At 45.9% G+C, this 21,885-nt stretch carries 15 protein-coding genes; 1 reads left to right on the top strand and 14 read right to left on the bottom strand.

Annotated elements, in window-relative coordinates; genetic code table 11:
• From B7992_RS10180 to B7992_RS10155, 6 genes are all read right to left on the bottom strand, one after another.
• Window positions 1-945, bottom strand: a complete 945-nt coding sequence (locus B7992_RS10180; RefSeq protein WP_088666208.1) for a hypothetical protein — start codon at window positions 943-945, stop codon at window positions 1-3.
• Complete coding sequence (locus B7992_RS10175) at window positions 939-1,889, bottom strand: glycosyltransferase (RefSeq protein ID WP_176421912.1); 951 nt, start codon at window positions 1,887-1,889, stop codon at window positions 939-941. The genes B7992_RS10180 and B7992_RS10175 overlap by 7 nt, the downstream gene beginning before the upstream one ends.
• 122 nt (window positions 1,890-2,011) lie before the next feature.
• The gene (locus tag B7992_RS10170; protein ID WP_073157527.1) at window positions 2,012-2,875 is read right to left on the bottom strand and encodes a glycosyltransferase family 2 protein; all 864 of its coding nucleotides are present in this window, start codon (window positions 2,873-2,875) and stop codon (window positions 2,012-2,014) included.
• Window positions 2,868-4,220, bottom strand: coding sequence for an O-antigen ligase family protein (locus B7992_RS10165; protein WP_073157529.1), 1,353 nt, complete (start codon window positions 4,218-4,220; stop codon window positions 2,868-2,870). The genes B7992_RS10170 and B7992_RS10165 overlap by 8 nt, the downstream gene beginning before the upstream one ends.
• A 3-nt stretch (window positions 4,221-4,223) precedes the next feature.
• Window positions 4,224-5,279, bottom strand: a complete 1,056-nt coding sequence (locus B7992_RS10160) for a glycosyltransferase (protein ID WP_073157532.1) — start codon at window positions 5,277-5,279, stop codon at window positions 4,224-4,226.
• Complete coding sequence (locus B7992_RS10155; protein ID WP_176421911.1) at window positions 5,276-7,030, bottom strand: alginate lyase family protein; 1,755 nt, start codon at window positions 7,028-7,030, stop codon at window positions 5,276-5,278. Before B7992_RS10155 ends, B7992_RS10160 begins: the two co-directional genes overlap by 4 nt.
• A 250-nt stretch (window positions 7,031-7,280) precedes the next feature.
• Here B7992_RS10155 and B7992_RS10150 point away from each other — a divergent pair, with 250 nt between their 5' ends.
• Window positions 7,281-9,494 carry a CotH kinase family protein gene (locus tag B7992_RS10150; protein WP_088666205.1) on the top strand — a complete coding sequence of 738 codons (2,214 nt, stop codon included), beginning with the start codon at window positions 7,281-7,283 and terminating at the stop codon, window positions 9,492-9,494.
• 33 nt (window positions 9,495-9,527) lie between these two features.
• Here the strand turns inward: B7992_RS10150 and B7992_RS10145 are convergent, their stop codons facing one another.
• The 8 genes from B7992_RS10145 to B7992_RS10110 all read right to left on the bottom strand — a co-directional run bounded on the left by B7992_RS10145 (window position 9,528) and on the right by B7992_RS10110 (window position 21,881).
• Window positions 9,528-10,727 (bottom strand): glycosyltransferase family 4 protein, encoded by a 1,200-nt coding sequence (locus B7992_RS10145; RefSeq protein WP_073233270.1) that lies wholly within the window; start codon window positions 10,725-10,727, stop codon window positions 9,528-9,530.
• Window positions 10,728-10,733: 6 nt separating this feature from the next.
• Window positions 10,734-12,047: a nucleotide sugar dehydrogenase gene (locus B7992_RS10140; protein ID WP_073157544.1), complete on the bottom strand. Its 1,314-nt coding sequence runs from the start codon at window positions 12,045-12,047 to the stop codon at window positions 10,734-10,736.
• A 15-nt stretch (window positions 12,048-12,062) separates the two neighbouring features.
• Window positions 12,063-13,433 carry a nucleotide sugar dehydrogenase gene (locus B7992_RS10135; protein ID WP_073157546.1) on the bottom strand — a complete coding sequence of 457 codons (1,371 nt, stop codon included), beginning with the start codon at window positions 13,431-13,433 and terminating at the stop codon, window positions 12,063-12,065.
• Between the two features lie 44 nt (window positions 13,434-13,477).
• Window positions 13,478-16,276 (bottom strand): CotH kinase family protein, encoded by a 2,799-nt coding sequence (locus tag B7992_RS10130; RefSeq protein WP_254917677.1) that lies wholly within the window; start codon window positions 16,274-16,276, stop codon window positions 13,478-13,480.
• A gap of 95 nt (window positions 16,277-16,371) precedes the next feature.
• A complete protein-coding gene (locus tag B7992_RS10125) occupies window positions 16,372-17,217 on the bottom strand; it encodes an EamA family transporter (protein ID WP_073233266.1) in 846 nt (281 codons plus the stop codon).
• Between the two features lie 201 nt (window positions 17,218-17,418).
• Window positions 17,419-19,788, bottom strand: a complete 2,370-nt coding sequence (locus B7992_RS10120; RefSeq protein WP_254917676.1) for a lytic transglycosylase domain-containing protein — start codon at window positions 19,786-19,788, stop codon at window positions 17,419-17,421.
• Window positions 19,789-19,795: 7 nt separating this feature from the next.
• Window positions 19,796-21,637, bottom strand: coding sequence for a phosphoenolpyruvate--protein phosphotransferase (gene ptsP, locus B7992_RS10115; RefSeq protein ID WP_073157558.1), 1,842 nt, complete (start codon window positions 21,635-21,637; stop codon window positions 19,796-19,798).
• Window positions 21,609-21,881, bottom strand: coding sequence for an HPr family phosphocarrier protein (locus tag B7992_RS10110; protein ID WP_073157561.1), 273 nt, complete (start codon window positions 21,879-21,881; stop codon window positions 21,609-21,611). Before B7992_RS10110 ends, ptsP begins: the two co-directional genes overlap by 29 nt.
• Window positions 21,882-21,885: the final 4 nt, after the last annotated feature.

The raw sequence follows: 21,885 nt of genomic DNA, 5'->3' as shown, positions 1-21,885 counted from the left end.
TCACACCTTCTTAAAAAGGCTCTTTATCTTTTTGCAGATTTTCTTTCTAAAGATGTAGGACTTCAAAATCATACGTACAACAAAAATTTGAACGGAACTCACACCAGCATAATTCTTATAATAATAAGATTCCGATTCAAATCGGAGCATCAGCCTCTTAGAAAAATCATAATTTTTATTTATGATTTCAGAGTGATTATGAAGAAGGTGTACCGCCGGCACATAGTGGGTTACATACCCCCTGTCATGAAGTTTCCTTGAAAGAATTAATTCCTCGGCAAATAGAAATGTATTGGGATCAAAACAGCCAACTTCTTCAAAGATTCTACGGGGAATCAGGAAAAAAGCGCCCATGACTCGGAAAACCGGATTTTGAACAAAATTTTCTTGCAAGTCACCCGAAGTCAACTTTTTAGGCAAAAAGCGAGCCAAGGGATAGCAAAGATTGTCCAACCCCCAACGTAAAAAGAAATTCTTTTCAAAATAAGGGTTCTGCGGACGTCCATCCTTACCGACAATGGACGGGCCGACGATAGCCACATTCGGCTTTTCGGTCTCGGCAATCAGGGTGTCAACCGAAAGAGTATCATCAAGGACAAGCAAGTCATTATTTGTAAAAATCAGATAATCGCTTCCCAGGAACTCGCCTGCAATTTTCGCGCCGGCATTATTTCCCTTTCCATATCCAGCATTGCTAGTATTCTTCCACAAAAGCAGACGGTAGCCATCCACATTCTTTTCTTCCAGAACAGATCCATCATATTCTGTTATCGAAATAGTGGAATAGGCGCTAGACAGTTTCACGAAATTGCCATCGTCAACGCTATTATCAACGACAACAAAAGAAATTTCCGCAGGAGACTTCTTACACTTTTTTATATAGTGAGCAATGCAATTGAGCGTCGCCTCACCAGACTTGTAATCTACAAAGATAAAAGTCAGCATGAAGTTTCTCCGTAAAGTTCAAGCCATTCCTTCTTATGGGATTCCCAGGAATTTCTGGCCATGTACTGCACAGCAAGCGATTCCTTTTCGCCAATCTTACCGCTAACAAAATCAGAATACGCCTCGGCCATCTTTTCAGCAAGAATTTCCACATGTTCGCTTTCGGATTCGTAGTGATAGCCATACAGACAATCAGACTGTTTCAAAATATCCTTGACACATGCAATATCAGGGCAGATCAAAGTTTTCCCAAGAGAGAAAGCCAGCGGAATCGTTCCTGAATTCAGAGAAGAACGATAGCTGTAGGGCACAGTCATAACGCACGCCGACTCTACATAGGCAGACAATTCATCATCCGGAATAAAACCAGGATTAAAGACAATGCGTTTACAGTTTCCAATCAAATTACGTATATCGGCTTCATAGGAAGCAGGTTCCACCTTTCCGCAAATCAAAAGAACAGGCAATTCCACATTCTCGTTTTCACCGAATGCTTTCATAAAAGCCTTCACCAGCACCTCTATATTCTTGTAAGGCTGGATAGCCCCCGAGAACAGCATAATCGGAGAACGTTCATCAATCCCAAACTTCTTGCGAACATCAAGATCGCTTTCAGGGTAAGACCCGTAATAATCTCCATGAGGAACAAGCTTAACCTTCCCTGCATATTTTTCAAGATGGGCAATAGTCAGAGTGTCTTCGCACATCACATGAATAACACTTGAAAAACGGGCCAGCAGCTTAAAGAGAATCTTGTTGTAAAAAGGAGTCTTTACATGAGAAACGATATTGTGAATCGTCCAGACAATACGTTTATTCTTCTGTTTCAGAGCAAGTAAAAAATAGAGTCTCTTTAAAAAGGAGAAAAAAGTCTTACTCTGATCAAACCAGTTGATGTGATAAACATCCGATTCAAACAAATTCCCAGAGCCTTCTTTCTTCATTTCTTTGTAGCTCACACATTGAAAATTGCCCGAAGACTCCAGCAACTTCGCCAGATTAAACAGAAAATGATTTGTTCTTTTTTGACATGACGGATAGAAACAAACTTTTTTCATATCGTACCTCAAAAAAGATGAAGAACTTTCGTGGGAATATATTCAACAAAGAAACGGATAACACCGTAATAGAAAGCCTTAGCCTTCATTCCTGCACGCTGGTGACGTCGGAATGCGTCTTTTACCAAAGTTGCATGATAGGCCCAATTTTCCTTGAAGCTCAGTTCATCGTAGAGGGACTGATGCTTATTCCGGATGTATGAAGTATTTTCGGACCAGTTCAGCACGTTATTAGAAACGCGAGCCTTGACATTCACCTCATCTAGACAAACCACAAGGGCTTCCGGCACAAAATGAAATTCAGCCACCTGAGCCAAACGGATGCACAGTTCATACTCCTGCCAAAAAGTCAAACGTTCATCAAAATTTCCAACTTTTTCAAGCAAATTTCTAGGGAAGAAAAGGCATGAAGTGGAAGTCACGTAAGTGGTACGGATTAGGCGAGACAAGTTCCCAGAAAATTTCTGTGGAGGAATGACGGTATGAAGAGTTTCACCTTCACTTGAAACTTTTTTGAAAGTTCTTCCACAAAAAATGACGGAGCCCGGATGTTGATCGTGGAGAGCTAACTGTTTTTCAAGCTTATTAGGAAGCCACTCATCATCATCATCAAGAAATGCAATAAACTTGCCTGTGGCCCGAGCAATACCCTGATTACGGGCATAATTTCCACCTCGTGAATCCTTGGCATCAATGCGAACGTAAACGATGCGAGGATCTACGGCATAAATTTTCTGGGTATCATCAGTAGAGGCGTCATCCACAACGATACATTCCAAATCCCCCGTGGTCTGCGACAGGGCGCTCTGAATTGCCTTTTCTAAAAGTTGACAACGATTTTTTGTCGTAATGACAACAGAAAACTTATTCACTTACAGCCTCCTCTTCAGTAATCTTCTGAGATTCACCGCTTAAACTTTCTTCCCGCATTTCGTCATCTTCTTCAACACGGCATGCGCCCATACAATACCCCATCAGCATGTAGGCAAATACATTATTGCCGCCAATCTCACCAGACATACAGGCAGACACAAAAAAGACTACCGTAACCAGCATACCTCCCTGTCCATAGTCAAAACGTCGTCGTCTAAAGAAATAGAAGAACGCGAACAGGAACAGCAGAAAATAGGATGAGATTCCACAAAGGCCGTAGTCAATGAGTTGGAAGAAAATCACCGATTCCAGGCCACCAATTTCCTTATCGGTAACGCGGTCATTATAGGCGTCGCGCTCCATCACCGTCTTACTTGTATAACGAACCCCATTTCCATAAATGGGACTGTTCATGAAATGAACATAAGAAAACAGAAGTTGTTCCTGTCTCATCGATATGGAACTACCTTGTCCCTCGACAGAAAATTCTTCAACAAATTTATGTGCAAAATTTGCCACTGCAAACGCAAGCACAACAACGGCAAGGAACTTAATCTTAACATTGACCTTACCTAAGAAGAACAGCAGCAAACCAAGTAAAGAACAAGCAAGAGCCGTTCTTGATCCGGAAAGGCACACTAACAGGAACAGGGCACCCCATACAAACCACACCTTGTTGCGAGGCCACGGAATTCTTTTCATGCAACAGGTAAACATCATCAAGGCACAGCTCATCATACAGCCAAACGCAGAGGGATGAATCGTCGTCACGAATATTCTGTTTCGATAGCTTCTTGAAGCAGAAACGGCACTGTTCAAATCATAAAAGCCATCATAATTCGGGAACGCCTTACAAATCAGGGGGAAGATATAATTCGTACGCAGCACAAACTCGATTACACCCAGCACACATATGACAGCTACAGGATAGAACCACTTTTCCTCAATCTTTATTTCCTTAAAATACAAGCCACCCATATAGGCAACAATAAGGTAGGCATAGCTCTCCATGAAATAGCGGAAAGCATTATAAAGGCCCTTCGAACCGTCCCCATTCAATACAGCAGTTCCTGCTAGAGACATCATCAACAAAAACAGAGGGATACGCAAGGGATGTTTGATGACACCATCAACCAGAGCAGAGCTATTCCTTAAAACAGCCAAGCCAAAGAAACCGTAGAGGAAAGCCTGTTGGGGAGAAATCTGAGGGCTTTGGGTAAAGCTGACGCATTGCGGAAAAAGGATAACGCTTGCAAGAATCCAAGGATAACTCTGATTCTTATTCCCAAGAATCATCATTGCAAACAAAGCAAAGAACGCCAGCAGAACCGCAACACTAATCATATTTCAACTCAACAAATCCTGGTAGCCTCTTTCCAAGCAGCCCTTCACAACATCACCTGTAAAATGAGTGCTGGCACGTTCCCAACCCGCCTTTCCCATCTTCAGTCGCAAGGCCTTATCATTAACGATAGTCTCCAAAGCCTTCGTCAGGGCAAGAATGTCTCCGGGTTCACAAAGAATTCCGCAAACTCCATCTTCAACCACTTCTGCAGTTCCACCAACGAAGGTCGAAATCACAGGCAAACCAAAGCCGAGTGCTTCAACCAAACTCATACTAAAGCGTTCTGCATAGGAAGGAAGCACAAGCAAATCATACTTGGGCAACTGTCTGATATAATCCCCATGTTTCATCCAGGGCGACACGCTGATCAGACTTGATTTCGAGGACTTTTCAACACATTCACGAACCTTGTCCACTTCACCATCGCCAAAAAGGAACAACTCCACAGGCACAGAAAAAGAAGACTTATCAAAGGCTTCAATCAAATCATACACGCCCTTACGATTTCCGAATCTTCCTGAAAAAATCACCTTCACAGGATTTTCATGCAAAGAAAGATCCTCCGGAGCACCGGCAATACTTTCGCCAGGATTCGGGATTACCACGAAATTTTCGGAAGAAGGAGACACCGATCTAACAATATCCTTCATTTCCGAAGAGAGAATGAAAATCTTTTCGGAATGAACGAAATAATCCTTCAACATTAGCTTTACAATTGAAGGCGCTCCATTGCAGAATTTATCAAACAGGCTTCCGTGAATGTGACAAACGTACTTTCGACCGCGAAGACGGAGGCAGCGGCTAATCAAATATTTGCGAAAGAAACTTCCATAACTAGAAGTGTGAATCTGAAAGAAATCAAACTGGCTCGGCGGGCAAATAAGAAGACGCAAGCAAAGCAAAAAAAGAACCGGAAGAGACTTCACAAAGGAGCCATTGTAGCTAGCAATAAAATTGCCCTCAGGCAATTTAAAAAGCTTCTTATAACTCACAAGAACAGAACTGATTCCACCCTGAACATAAAGAGCCGGCCCAATATGACAAATTTTTTCAATCATGAAAGCACCTTAATCTTCGTTTCAAAACTTGAATTTCCAGAACACTTCTTTTGTGCGTACAGCACCTTGCAAGGGACCTTTTCCCCAAAGTGTTCAGAATACCACCCCATCACAGGAGATTCTTCGCCAGACACAATACGATATTCCAGCGACGGATCCGTAGTGATTTGCACCTGACGAGCCCCGGCAACAGAGATTACAAAGACTCCCTTGGAAGTTTCAACCACCTGCGCACAAGGACTTAAATGGAAGGGTATTTCCGCATCATGAGATCCGTCAGACTTTAAAGAGTCCGTGATTATAAATTCTTCCTGGTCCCGCAAGAATTCGACCTTTCGAGAATGACAGACGCCAAGCTTATCATAACCACTGTGGGTTGCAACAACAGAATCATTTTCAACCTGCAAGGCTCTGCACTTAAAATGATTCAACCACATGGTAGGTCCGGCCTGAGTGGCCTGATCCATAAAATCAACGCGGACTGTATTATGGGCAACAGTTCCCATAAAGTATTTACGCCAAACCTTGTGAGTATGATAAGTAAACGTACCCGAATCCACAACAACAGGGAAACCGTCCACATGCAAGATAATGCTCAATGCATCGGCATGACCATGTGCAGCGATACTCAAGAAGCCCAAAGGAGCAGCATCAAAATGGAGAAATGTTTCCCTTCCTCCAGCCATCTTTCTAAAAATGTAATGACCGCTTTCTGTCAGGAACACATTCTTGTCAGGATTATCGCCGTCGGCGTTCAAAGCGTCAAAAGCAGCCTTTCCCTGATTGTCAAAAATCAATTGGTTCTTATCATCCCAACTCAAGTCGGAACGTTTTAGGGAAGCATCAGCAAAATAGGTTGCAAAAGATGTCAGCAGCGATCTAAAGTTATTGAAATGACCACCAGCATCAGGACGCAACAGGAATCCATCATCCCCATCTCCATACATGGGATAATTGTAGTTCACATCCAGCATGGCATTCAAGTAACGAGCCATCTGATGAAGGCGGTCCTTATACGACGACGACAACGGACACCCCGCCTCATCTCCCATCACGGAGGCAAGCAAAAAGAAGTCATCAATAAATTGGATGTACTCGGCAGCCTCTTCTCGATTTACGCCATCGGACACATTCTGCAAGAGAATTTCTCTTTCAAGTCCTGCCTTGGCATAAGCACGATATTTTTCACGTTTTGGAAAATCCCAGCAACATGACGCAATAAAGAGGCCAGCATATTCTGCAACAAGGTGATTATTCGCAGACGAATACAGCGACGGATGCTTCCTTGAAAATTCAATATGCTGGTTCACGAGGGGAAGCCATACTTCACGGACAAATCGTCCGAAGTTTTCGTCAGACTTACAAAGATTTTCAGCATCCAACAACTTCCAGCAATACGCCCAGTTAATTAGACGGATGTTTACCTCGATATTGCTGTACCAGTTTACCCCCCGCAAATAGGGATTCGAATCCATCCACGATGTCACATGATAGACAAATAGATCTAGTAAATCACGATTTCCCGATTCCTTAAAAAGTTTTGCAATACGCGTCAGGAACAGCATGCGGTTAACTTCCCACACATACTTGGCGCTGCCAAATTCATCGGAACGAATATTAATCTTATGGGCAAACGTTTCAGGGAACGATCTTCCCGACGAAAGATCACGATGCCAGTCTATCGGCTTATAAATATCAACAGCCGATTCAAAGATAGGATACATCAAGTGAGCATTTTCATCAGCAACCAAACGGGGCGGAACTTTCCCCTCTAAATTGCATTTTGCAACGTTTCGTTTAAACAGACGTTTATCAAGAACATGCGTGCGGAATCGCTGACCTACACGATAAAAAACCTCTTCGGGAGAAAAGGTCTTAATGCGTTGAATATACCATACTAATGACATTCTCTTTCAAAGATAGAAAAATAGAACAAGTCGACTAAAAATGGAATAAACAAAAAAACTTGAAAAAGCCCAATTTCTTTATTACATTACACAGATGATGATTGAATTAAAAAACACACTTTCCACAATATCGACAATGCTATTGACGGCATTTATTCTTTCATCGATATCCAACTGTGCAATATTTGCCTCAGACGAGGAAGACTCCTCCGAGGAACAGCGTTTACAGGATCGGGCTCACATTTCCATATCAGAAATTCAAATTCAAAATTTAGATTTTAAAGACGATGCAGGTCAATTACCTAGTTGGATCGAACTATACAACTCAAAAGATTCAACCGTCAGCCTCAAAAACGTCTACTTGACAGATAACATAGCGGAACCCGACAAATGGAAATTTTCCAGCGAGGAAATTCCAGCCAAATCATACAAAATCGTCTTCTGCGATCAAAAAGATTCAAATTTTCATACAAACTGGAATCTAGGCAAAAAGGGCGGCAGTATATATCTGCTAAATTCCAAATTTGACGTATTGGATTCAGTCACCTACCCTCAGTTGACAAACGGAATCAGTTACGGGAAAAACAATGACGGGATCTGGGGATACTTCTCAAAAGCCACCCCAGAAAACGCAAACGTAGATTCAAACTGGTATTCGGAAATAGCCAAAACCATAAATCTAAATACAAAATCCGGATTCTACAAAGATCCTTTTATCCTGCAGGCACCGACGCCATCCGACAAGGAAACCATCCGCTGCACACAGGACGGATCTATTCCCAGCAAAAATTCCCCCATTTTCAGTAAGAATCTCCTCATCGAAAAAAACACCATCTTGCGTTGCGCCGGTTTTAAAAACGGAGCACTTACCATAAACACGACAACCAGATCCTACTTTGTCGGCGAAAAAATAAAGATGCCAGTAATCTCCGTTAGCGTAGACCCCATCTTTTTCAAGGAATCCTACTATTACGACAATCACTCATGTTCTGACCCCAACGCGGATGCCGGATATCTCAATGAAACGGAATACCCCGTCCACGTCGAATATTTCGCAAAAGGAAGTTCATCCAAGAAAGCCAGTTTTGAAATTGATGCAGGAATTTCCATTGCAGGAGGCTGCACCCGATACTACCCAAAGAAATCCGTCAACATCAAAATGAGAAAAGTCTATCAAGACGGCAAACTCACCTACACGCTTTTCGACACTCGCCCCAACAACAATAAATTCAAATCTTTCCGTCTTAGAAATCTCGGCAATCGATTCTACAAGGATTATGTAGGAGACGCCGCATTCACAAGCCTTCTGGAAGGGACAACCATAGATTACCAGCGTTCACACCCCGTAGTAGTTTTCTATAACGGCGAATACTACGGAATCCACAACATACGCGAAATATTAAACGCTGATTATATAGAGACCAACTACGGAATCAACTCAAAAACCGTAACCGTCGTAGAACATCACCGCGAAAATTTCAGCGGAAAATCAATTAAAAAATACGTTGATTTCATCAGGTACATCGCCAATTCCGATTTTTCAAGGCAAGACGAATACGACACCCTGCAAACAAAATTGGACATAATAAACTTTACGAACTACATGGCTTTTGAAATTTACAGCCTCAACGACGATTGGCCAACAAATAACGTTCGTGCCTGGAAATCAGATTCCACACGTTGGAAATACATGGCATTCGACATAGATCATGGTTTTAACCTTGATTCCTATGAATGGCAAAAAAGCAACCAGAACATATTCGACTGGATCCGAGACCGTTCAACCCCATGGTCATTTGCCAAGGTTTACACTCAACTCATTCAAAATGATGACTTCAAGAGAGCCTTCATCAATCATTCCGCCATTCTGTTTAGTCACTATCTAACCGCCGAAAAAGTTTCCAATGCAGTTAAGACGATTCTAGCCCAAATTGACTCCGACGAAATGGACCGTGACATGGAACGATTCCCTCGCTCCGTTTCTAAAGACGGCGAGGACATCATAAAATGGGCCGTAGAACGCGACAAATCCGTCATAGAAGATTACAGAAAAGAATTCAACCTAGGCAAGACCACACCTGTTTCTTTCGAAGCCAAGGGAGCTGGCTACATAACCATCGACGGAATGCGGCTTCCAGAAAATCATTCAAAAACATTTAGTGGAACATTCTTTAGAGGAAACAAACTCCTAATAGAGGCCATCCCCGAAAGCGGACACAGCTTTACCCAATGGGACGACGGCGTTACAGAAAATCCGCGCCTAGTTTCCCCAGAAAAGAAGTCTTCCTATACAGCAAACTTTAAATAAAAAAAGCCCTCAAAGTGAGGGCTAATTTTACTGTTAAACCTTCAGCAGCTTCTTATAGGCCCCGATCAGCTTCGGGCGTTCATATTCCCAGCTTAACTCGCTTTCGACACGCTTGCGGCCAAAGCGGCCCATTTCTGCAGCCTTTTCGGGATTTTCAAGCAACCAGAGAATCTTTTCTGCAAAATCTTCCGTGCTAGTATTCTCTGCATAAAGAGAAGCTTCCTGAGCGCTGAACTTACCTTCCTTCAAGGTGAACTGCACAATCGGCTTTCCAAACGCCATGTACTCCATAATTTTATTCATGGTAGACTTGTCGTTCATTTCAGAGGGCAGGTCCGGATTCACACACACATCCGCAGTATTCAACACATCGGCCAGATACTCGTCCGACACGCGACCCGGGAATTCCACATAATCAGAAAGACCCATGGACTGATTCATCTGACGGAGTTCTTCAAGAGAAGGACCGCCGCCCATAATGCAGAAACGGATATCCTTGCGACCTTTCTTATTTACGATATAGTCGACAGACTGGAGCAGCAGATCAATACCTTCCTGCTTTCCCATAACGCCAATATAACCAACGAGATGCTTAAAGCCCTGCTTCACTTCAGGCTTGGCCGGGCCCACTTTCAGCTTCTGGATATTGGGACCGCTACGGACAACCGTCACATCTTCTTCCCGCTTTTTACCACGACGGATGGCAATTTCCTTGTAGGATTCATTAGTGACGATAGCGTGTTTAGCAAAATGGTACGTCAAACGTTCTACCAGGAGCATAGCCTGGTAACCCAAGCCCTTCTTACCGAACTTGGCAATCCACAGTTCCGGATTGATGTCATGATGATCAAAGAGGAACTTGCAGCGGGTCAATGCATAAAACGGGAATGCCGCAATGAAAATCAAGTCAGGAGGATTGCAGGCATGGATTACATCCTGCACGCCCTGCTTCCGGAACACCTTCAAGAGCAGTCTAAATTCATGAAAGAGAGCACAGAAATATTCCTTGAAATAATCCAAGGTTCTGTTTGCTTCAGGAAGCGGATGACGATAAATCTTGATACCGTCGAGTTCTTCGTACGCCAAGGGATACTTCTTTGTCTGGGGACAAATCACAGTAACTTCGGCACCAGCATCATGAAGCGACGTTGCTTCCTGCCAGACGCGCCTATCAAAAGGAACCGGCAAGTTTTCAACAACGATACAGACTTTCTTTCCGCACAACTCAGACATAAAATACTACCAGCAGAAGCCCTCATAATTGGGCAAGCATTCTACAGAAGAATCCTTCACACGGTCCAGATCGAAGAAACGTACGTTCGTGTACTTACGGATCATCGCAGGAATATCGGGATTACGCACGGTCACAATCACCAGGGAACTGCACTTCACCACATCCTCGGTGCAGCCCTTCAAAAGGGGCAGCAAATGAGGAATTCGAGAATTCAAATCCTTAAGGTTCGTTTCTTTTTCCAGAGCCAGGTTCAGGAATCTGTCAAAGATACGGACATTGTAACCGGACTTCATCAGAGCCTCGACCATACGAGTCGAAGCAGAATTTCTCAAATCGTCAGTGCCGGCCTTAAAGGTCAATCCAATAACGCCCACATCCTTGCATCCAGAATTCTTGACCAGTTCAACAACTCTATCGATGTGAGCATCGTTACTCTTTTCAATGGAGTCAAGGACAGGTACACTGACATCATTATTTTCAGCAAGGAACTTCAAACCCTTAAGATCCTTAGGCAAGCAAGAGCCACCATAGGCAAAACCGGGCTTGAAATAGTACGGAGAGATATTCAGCTGAGTATCCTTGCAGAACAAGTTCATCACCTGATGGCTATCGATTCCCAGAGACTTACAAATTGCGCCAACCTCGTTACCGAATGTCACCTTGAGGGCATGGTAAGAGTTATTGACAAACTTGATAATCTCAGCAACCTTTTCGGGAACTTCGGCAATTTCACTGCCAAGAGGTTCATACAAGGTACGCAAGGTCTTAACCGCAATCTCGTTCTGAGATCCAATAACGGTAATGGGAGGATTCAGGAAGTCCTTTACTGCAGTCCCTTCACGCAGAAATTCCGGATTGGAAACAACAGCAAAATCCATATTGACCTGCTTGCCGGAAATTTCAGCGATACGTTCTGAAATCATAGCGTTAGTTCCAGGAGGAACCGTACTACGGATAATGACAATATGGAACGAGTCCTTCTTCTTGAGTGCAGAGCCAATACTTTCTGCAGCGGTTATCAAATAAGAAACATCCAGATGTCCATCAGGTGCATTGGGAGTTCCAACGCACAGGAAAGACAAATCCGTATTCAAGACAGCCTCTTCGACAGACTCGGTTGCAGAAATCAACCCAGCCTTGAAGCCTTCTTCCATCAATTCATCAATGTCTCTTTCGACAATGGTCGGAAGACCCTTGGAAACACGGGAAACCTTGTTTGCATCAACATCGCAGCCCACCATCTTGTTGCCCAGTTTCGCCAAGCATGCAATGCCGACGCAACCCACATACCCAAGCCCAAAGACACTAATTGCTGCCATAAAAAATAATCCTTTTTACTCCGCCTTACCCTTACCGATACTCGTCACTTCGAAACCAATCTTGCGAAGAGCATCTGCATCCAAAATATTACGGCCATCAAACACGAAGGCAGGCTTAGCCATGGAACTGTAAATACGGTTCCAATCCAGTTCAGCAAAGCACTTCCATTCAGTGCAGACCACCACCGCATGTGCGCCCTCGGCGGCCTTATACGGATCTTCGTTAAATTCAACCTGATCCAGTACATCCTTCAGGTCACGCTTTGCATCGGGAATAGCCTTCGGATCAGTTACAACCGGCAGTGCATGTTCAGAAAGGAGGTCGCGAACAACCAGGTTTGCGGGACTTTCACGAGTATCACCCGTATTTGCCTTAAAGGCGAAACCGAAGACGGCAATCTTCTTTCCGGCGATGGTGTTGAACATGGTTTCCAGCATACGGTCCACCACGCGATGGGTCTGCCATTCGTTAATCTTTACCACGCTTTCCCAATAGGCAGCCACTTCAGGCAGTCCATAGTAACCGCAAAGGTAAACCAGGTTCAAGATGTCTTTCTTGAAGCAGGAGCCACCGAAACCGATAGAAGCCTTCAGGAACTTAGGACCGATACGCTTGTCCTTGCCCATGACAAAGGCAACTTCATCCACGTCGGCACCGGTACGTTCGCACAGGGCGCTAATGGAGTTGATGGAGCTAATACGCTGAGCCAGGAAGGCGTTTGCAGTAAGTTTTGTCAGTTCAGAGCTCCACAGGTTCGTGGTCAGGATGCGATCACGGGGAACCCAGTGGGCATAGACATCGACCAGCTTCTGGCAAGCGGCCAAGCCGGATTCAGTCTGGTGACTACCGATAAGAACACGGTCCGGTTCAAACAGATCCTGGATGGCGGTACCTTCAGCCAAGAATTCCGGATTAGACAGAACTTCGAAGTGGAGTCCCTTATCATTGGAATTCAGGATGCGTTCCATTGCGGCGGCAGTACGAACCGGCAAAGTGGACTTTTCCACGATAATTTTGCCTTCATCGGCAATTTCAAGAATATTTCGAGCGGTTTTTTCCCAGTACTGGAGGTCAGAAGCCTTTCCGGCGCCATGACCGAACGTCTTGGTCGGAGTATTCACAGACACAAAGATGATGTCCGCTTCCTTAATTGCAGCCGGAATATCGGTACTAAAGAAAAGATTACGGCCACGGGCACGCTTAACGACGTCATCCAGTCCCGGTTCAAAAATCGGGAGGTTTTCGCTATTCCAGGCATCAATGCGGGCCTGGTTAATATCAACGACAGTAACTTTTACATCAGGACACTTGTCGGCAATAACGGTCATGGTGGGACCACCGACGTAGCCCGCACCAATGCAAAGAATCTTTGTAGTAAAACTCATAATACCCTAAATTTAGAAAAAAAACGTTTTGGACACCCAAAGTGCTACCTAAAAGTGGCTGTTAGGGAGGTTATTTCCTCGGGGAGAATTGTTCGGGTAGCGTCCATGACACCATCAGCCCAGCCAGCCCACACACCACCTGACACCGGAGCAGCGGTAAGAGTCACGGGTGTGCCGGCAAAGAACTTGACAGTCATAGAGTTACGATCCAAGGACAACCCATGGACAAGGATGGTTCCATGCCCCTCCACAGATAGGGAAACCTCCGCCACCTCGCCCAGACCGAAGAATTCCTGCAGTTCCGTCACGATTACGGCCTGACGGGTTTTGGCAAAACTCTTAATCTTATCAAATTGACTACTCATGTAAGAGGATTTATGGTTCCAACAATCCTGATCCCTAGAAATTTCCGACTCAATTTCACCCATCATGGACTCGATTCGAGCAAGAATCCTACTGGACTCAAAATTCATGGAAAGGAGAGTTGTCATACGATTTATGAACGCAATTTTAAACGTCTGATTTTTAAGGAGCGTCCTTAAAAGGAACGTAGATTCCGGTCCGTTGGGCCAAGATTTGCCCTCCTCCGTAGTAGTAAAGTCAAAAATATTGCTCTGATCCGTGGAACTGCCACCAAAACCAAAGTCAGTATCGTAAATGAACCATTTCCATTTTGTTGCGGGATTTTCACAGCGCCACTTCTTAAGATTGTTGGCAGGCCAGTCCCTATTATTTGCAAAAATTTCCGTCTGCATGTAATTCATCAAGTTGTCTACATCAATCTGTTCCGAAACATAGGCATAATTTTCATCCAAAGACAAATCATGATCTTCCATCCAGGACATCAAATCGGTGTAGCCAATAGCGGACCCAGCCGATGCGGCATTATCCGCCTTCAGCAAGTCAATTTCATCGGGGTCGTATCCATAATGGGTTTCGAAATAATATTCCGTAGAGCGTTCACGGATGTTGTGAATACCGTAGTACTCGCCATTGTAATAGACGATTGCGCCACGCCCTCTCTGATAGTCAACGCCAAGCCCTTCTGAAATAGAACTGGCCAAACGATCTCGAATATAGTCGTTGTTAAAATTGCTACCATTATTCCTTAACAGGAAAACTTTAAACTTAGTTAAATCCGGGAAATCAGGGAACAAGGGATAGTTCAATCTTTTGTCGCCATACTTTTCTCGGAATGTAATTGCCACGGATTTTTTTTCATTCTGACGACTGTAGTTTCCGAAAATTTTCAGCCCGGCGTTCTTGGCAAAAGCAGGAGCGCCCTGCCCCACTTCAAGTAGTTCAACAAAAACAGGAACTTCCTTGTCTTCCCAATAGTTGGCACCGTAGTGAGGTTCCGCATGTTCGGCATTGGGACCTTCCATGTAGATTCCCGTATCAGGGTCAAACAGGGAATTGGGATCGCTAGTTATAAAGACCGTCGGAACACTGGGCGTCGTTTCAAAAAGGTAAGTTCGGTTCAAGACTTCTCCAGGGAGGGCGCCCGGAATAAAGCTGGCGCAGCGAACTACAGCGGAGTTGTCCACCTTCAACGCCAAAACCAGTTGGCTATTCTCCGTAGGAACGGCTCCACCAAATTCACAGCGCACCATACTTTCCTTCGGGAACGACACTACAAACTCATCCTGGTAAAAACCTGACGGAGGCAAATCAGTCAAAGTATCCAAAGCAGGCGACCTTTCCGAAACCACATCGGAAACTGTCACACCATAAGGCGTCGCATCGGCAAAGCCCCAGCGGCCATCACCCAAAGACCAGGTCTTTTCAACAGGCAGTTTGGGGTACGCCACAGAGTCCATAATTTCCAACGCATTTTTCATCAAGTATAGCGAACCACCTTCGTTCTTGATTTTGAAGGACGTATGAGGTTCATGCCCTCTGTTTCGCGCGATGTAAGAGAAGGCCTTCACGGTCACTTCCTGCTTTTCCTGACTTTCCGGGCTCATCCTAGTTCCATAAATGATGGACAAGTCAGGGAACGTCTTCCCCGTAGGAAGCAAGGCGCGATACACTGTAGAAGAATCCCCCGTTCCCGTAAAGACCAATTCGTAACCTTTCCAGTCATCAAGTCCCGTTTGCCCCAAACGGAAGGACACCTTTCGATCCCTGGTGATAAAGGCATGAAGCAAAATCTCATTGGTAGCCGAAATGTCCAGCACATCATTTTCGCCGCTACTCCTCGTCCCCACAAAGGACGAAATGGAAGACCAGCCCAGTTTCTCATTTTCGCCTAGACGCATCCGGGCGCCAAACATCCGTCCATTATTTTCCGTAAAGCACAATTTTTTCTGTCCGTCTAACGGTTCAGAATAGCTTTCTCCCGGGGGATCATTCTGGGCATCTGTCCAACTCCAGCAACCCGTTCCAATCAAGCTGATTGAATCATGAGGAGCAACAAAATCAGGCAAATTTTTCCCGGATAGATAAACCAGCATGAAGGAATCTGGCTGTAGAACCACATCTCCAAAAATCCATTTTTCAGGCTTGTCCAGTGAATTGGTCAAAGCCATTCCCTTTAGATTCACCGGTTCGCTGGAAGAATTATACAGTTCAACCCAACCGGCATCACCACCCTCATGATCATCATAGACCGTATTGATGGGATCCACTTCTGTAAAAATAATCGGGCCGCCCACATAGGAAAACTTCGGGGGTTCCGTAACCGTAGAATCTTCCGATGACGAGCTCATTTCAGATTCAACAACCTGAACACTTTTGGTTTCACCACTCTCGCTGGAACACGCTACAAACACCAAGGTCAGCATTAACACCCAGAATTCAATTACCAAAGAATTTAGGCAAATTTTTTTATAGTCTAACATAAGCATACCCGATTCAAATATATACAGAAATGCCCGCCTAAGGGCGGGACTTGCAATCTATATCACACAAGGGCAAACAGATCTTTCACGAATCATTAGGCCTTTTCGCCTTTCTTTAAACGAGGGCGACGAACCACGAACAGGGCCGCTCCCGTAAGAACAAGCGCAACAGAAATCATCTTTCCAAGAGGGAATGCCTCGCTAAAGACCAAGGCTCCCGCAATCGTAGGAACAGCAGCACCGACAGCAGCGCTGAACGGGATAATAAACAGGGCTCTGCCCCGAGAAAAAGAAACTTGGGAATACAAGAAGGCAATGCCGTAAGTGACAATATAACCCAAAGTTCTAAAGTCTAGAAGAAGGGCTCCCACGGAAGAAAGAGTCACATTGTCAAGGTCAAAATCCATGGCGAGGCTCTTATAGAATGCAGCCGAAATTCCAAAACCCACACCCATAATCAGGGAATCCACCATTTCGCGATCCTTAACCCAAAGGTGAGCAACAAGGGTAGCACCGCAAACGACCCCGGCATAAGCCCACAACATAGAAACATCCTGTACGCTGGTCGCTTCGCCAAGGGATTCTACAGAATAAAGAAGGCCTACCACCACAAAGCAGATCGCTACAACAATACGGCGAGTCAGAACTTCTTTCAGAATAACAAAACCCATCAATGCCGTCAAAACCGGATTCAGCACCATCATAGGCTGCACCTGACTCAAGTCATAGCGTGCCATGGCTATGTAATAACCAATAGTCGCAAGGCCGGAACAGCTGATGCCCAACCACCAAAAGCCATTACTCAGGACGCCTTTCAGAAACTGCCAAGGATTAGACACACCACCAGTACGTTTGCCCACGGTGGAAACACCCGATTTTTCAAGGATATTTCCGCAGGCAAAAAGAAACGCGGGGCCAATGGTCAAAAGAAGAAAAAGCATGGGGAGTTAATAGTGAAGAGTGATGAGTGATGAGATTCCTTGAGTGTCATTCCGAGCGAAACGAAGTGGAGTCGAGGAATCTAGCGGTTTAGATATCAATTACGAATTATGAGTTAATAAGCTAGGAGCCTTCGGCGCGATTATTTACCTCAAAGGAGCCCCAGGCTCCGCCCTCATACCTCGTACCTGTCGCCTCGCGTCTTACAGTTCGTCGTAAATTTCCTGATAGATCCAGTAATTACCCATGACGCGCTTTACGTAGTCGCGGGTTTCCCAATAGCTCACATCTTCAGCACGGACATCCCAAGGGAGGCCCTGGCCTGCAGCCTGCCAACGTTTGGTGGGCTTGGGACCTGCATTGTAATTGCCCAGGACATACATATAGTCATCGTTATACTCAGCCTTCAGATCCACAAGGTAACGGATGCCCAGACGGATGTTCATATAGGCATTGTACAACTGCTTCGGATCGAAGTTCTCGATATTTTCCAACTTTGCCAGGGTCTTTCCTGTAGCGGGCATAATCTGCAGCAAGCCGCAGGCGCCAACAGGAGAAGCAATTTCAAAGTTGAAAATGGATTCCTGACGCATAACGCTATACACGAAGAAGGGGTCGATGCGATCACCGGAATGGAACTTCACCTGATCGCGATAAGGAATGGGGAACAGGTAATGCAGGACGGCAATGGGCGGAGCCATAAGACGGCGACGGTCCATATTGTTCTGGAACTGACGAGCCAGTCGGTAACCGGCAGCAGTTTCGCCCACTTCATAGAACAGCTGACCATATTCATAAAGGAAGTCCAGACGCTTAGCATTCTTCTTGCGAGCTTCATCGTAAAGAGCGAATGCCTGATCCGTAAAGCCATAATGGAACAAGGTCTTTATGCGGTTATAACGTCCCGGGCTATAAGTAGCGTCAGGCTTGCCCAGCTTTTGAGAGTCACGAATCCAGGCCAAAGTCTGTTCGGGCGACATGGGAATACCATGGGCATAGGGAACGTCCTTCGCATCCATCAGCTTGTATTCCACCAGCTTCATGCGACTACGATGAGCGTAGTAGGCCAGCGGGAAATCGCGGATACAATCTAGGTAGGCTTCGCGGGCCAGGGAATCCTTGCCCAATTTCATGTAGGCATCCCCCAGGAACATGCGGGCGCCACTTCCACTCCAGAGGAACTGATCCTTGGTCGCATCGGTGAAAGCATCGATAGCTTCCTGCCACTTTTCCTGCTTGAAGTAGACAAAGCCTATGCGGAACTTGGCCCACTGACGCTTAACATTATTTTTGAAACGCTTGTGAGAAAGCTCGCGGTAGCAAACTACGGCGCTATCATACTTCTGATTCTGCTCGTATTCAAAGCCACGAACCCACAAATTGTTGGCGTTTTCCTTGCTGTACTTGCTTACGTCGGCCAGCAGGGAATCGAACATCTTAATTTCGCGGGCATACTTGCTAGAGTTGTTGCGAAGCAGACGCAGGGTAGACTGAATCCACAGAGGACGCATTTCCACAGAATCCAGCAAGAATCGGAACTGCTTAATGGACTCATCTTCCCGCTTCAAGCCGCGAAGAGCGACAGCGCGTTTTTCCCAAAGGTTAATTCGAGTATCCATGTCCAGGCTGCTCACAGGCAACTTGCTCTGGATAGAATCTTCAGGAAGAGCCACCGCAGATTCCGGAGACTTGGCAAGCAAGGCCGCATCAAGAATCTGAATGGAATCCAGCAAGGTCAGGCAGCTAGCAGCCTCGTCCTTGGCGCAGGCCATCTTGGCATAGGCCACCTTCTCCGACAAGCTTTCCGGAGCGCCCTGAACCTTACGCAGGCGACGAATGGCCGAGAAAGCAGAATCCTTATAAGAAGTAGAACTTGTCAACAACTGCATGTAGACGCGTTTCGCATTCTTCAGCTGCTTGAACTGTTCCAGATACTTGGCATAACGATACTTAAGGGCAGAAGCATCGTCAGACTTAGGATACTTATCAATAAAGGCCTTGATGGAATCTGCATGGGCACGATCACTCAAAGTAGAATCGGCCATGGCGGCCTCGATACGGAGGCGGCTTGCCTGACGGTCCCAGGAGGCATCCTTTTCCATGGCCTTGTTCTTCTGGAGGGTTTCGCGCATCTGCTTGAAGTCACCCTGCTGGAACTTAGCCTTGGCCATACGGAGAACGACGGCACCATCCAAGGCCGTATCACGGCCCATCAATTTGCTGTAAGCGTCAAAAGCACTATCCCACTGTTCCTTATAGAAGAACTGGGCCGCATTGGCAAAGTCACGAACATCCCTAGGCTGGGATTCGTCCAGGCTCAAGGCGCGGGCACGATCATATCGAACCACCATGTCCTGGAATCGATTTGGGGGAATCTGTTCAAGTTCTGCATACGGATTTACAGGTTCCACAGGCATAGAAGCCACAAGGCTGTCAGTTGCCTGAAAGGGCTGCGGAACGGCATTATCTATAATAGGTTTATTCTGAACAGAATCCGTCTGGACGGAGTCAACCTGAGCATATGCGCCCACTGCACACATGCTTATTATTGCAACAAAAACACCAAATTTCACTTTTCTCTTACTTCTTGCTGTTATCGGCCTGGCCCACCACACTAAGCACGCCCAGGTCTCTAATAGCCTGCGCATACTTCTTGTGAAGATAGGCGTTTACGCTTTCGGCATCGTCCATCTGAAGCACGGTCAGAGCCGTTTCCCTGACATCTTCAAAGTTGATGGATCGAATAATCTTCTTCGTAGACATGACGTTCCATGGAGTCATGGAAAGTTCATCAATTCCAAGGCCAACCAGCAGCAAGACGCTCATGGGGTCAGCACTCATTTCACCGCAAACCGCCACAGGAATACCTTCACGATGGGCTGCCTTGACAGTTTCATAAATCATGCTAAGCACCGCCGGATGGTGCGGCTGGAACATGTCTGTAATAAGTTCGTTGGTACGGTCCACAGCGAGGGTGAACTGAATCAAGTCGTTTGTACCAATGCTGAAGAAATCCACTTCCTTGGCAAGCTTGTCAACAATCATGACAGCGGCAGGCACTTCAATCATCACGCCCACCTTCACCTTGGCACACTTCTTACCTTCGGCTTCAAGTTCATCACGGCAGCGTTTGATGCATGCCTTTGCACGGCGAAGTTCCGTCATGCCAGAAATCATGGGCAGCAAAAGTCTCAGGTTGCCCTTGGTATTTGCCAGGAGCAAGGCCTTCAGCTGGGTACAGAAAATATCTTCGCGATCGAGGCACACACGAATGGAGCGCCAGCCCATAAAGGGGTTAGACTCACTCACAGCATTAATGCCACTAACCAGTTTATCACCACCAGCATCCAGAGTACGGATCGTCACTGGGCACGGAGACATTGTCTCGAGAATATAGCGATAGGCATCGCGTTGTTCATCCTGCGTGGGAGCATCCTTGCGCAGGAACAAAAATTCAGAACGATAAAGGCCAATACCCGTCGCACCGAAATCCGTTACTTTATCTGCTTCACCCGGAATTTCGATATTGGCGTGGAGGGTAATATACTTACCATCACGGGTCATAGGTTCCAGCTGTCGCATGGTAAACAGTTCGCGACGCTGGCGTTCAAAGACTTCCTGCCTTTCGCGGAAATCCTTAATGTCTTCTTCGTTGGGGTTTACGACAACCTTGCCGCTAGAGCCATCAACAATGACGACGTCCCCAGCCTTGATAATGGCGGCTGCGTTACGCAAACCAGAGACTAGGGGAATCTGGAGAGAGCGTGCAAGAATGGCCACATGGCTAGTACGGCCACCGGTATCCATGGCGAGACCGCTCACCTGCCCCGGCTTAATGGACATCAACAGGCTAGGCAGAAGTTCATGGCCAACCAGGACAACGCCTTCTTCATGAGCCACATCCTCCAGCACAGGTCCGGAGTCTTCCATGGCGGCCATCAGACGATTATACAAATCCCTAAGGTCAGCCGCCTTGTCTCTCATGGCCGCAGAATCAATAGATTCAAAGCGGTCAATGTAAGCCCCAAGAACCACATGCACAGCCCAGCGTGCATTCTTACGGTCCTTGCGAATCTTATCGATAATACCATTTACCAACCCGGGGTCCTGAAGAATCATCAGGTGGGTTGCAAAAATCAGGCTATCCTTCATGCCTGCGCGGCTTTCGGATATTTCCTTGATCTGGGCGATTTCCTTGGCCGTCTTGCTAACAGCCTTCAAGAAAAGCTGTTCTTCGTCTGCCAGTCGACTTTCAGGAAGAGTTTCCTCTACTACAGAAATTTCTCGGTTCGAAACCGGGAAAACCCGGCCCATAGCGAAGCCGGGAGAAGCGGGAACGCCGGTCAGTACAGTGCGTCGCAACGAACCGTGAACCGGATTCAAGCCATCATTCTTAGCAGGGTTCTTCGTTGAAGTGGTCATTGAACAAACCTTCCAGCAAGGAAGCTACATTCTCTTCATCTTCACCATCGATTTCGAACTTTACTTCGGAACCAGCGGGAATAGCAAGCATCATCACGTTCAGGATGCTCTTGGCGTTTGCCTTGGCCCCTTCAAAAACGATGGAGATGTCGCTCTTAGCCTGGCCGGTAATATCAACAATCATACCGGCGGGACGCGCGTGAATACCCAACTTGTTTGTGACCACTAATGTCTTAACTATCATTTTT

This window comes from Fibrobacter sp. UWH1, assembly GCF_002210365.1.
Classification (GTDB): domain Bacteria; phylum Fibrobacterota; class Fibrobacteria; order Fibrobacterales; family Fibrobacteraceae; genus Fibrobacter.
This window is presented reverse-complemented; position numbering and strand designations above follow the sequence as displayed.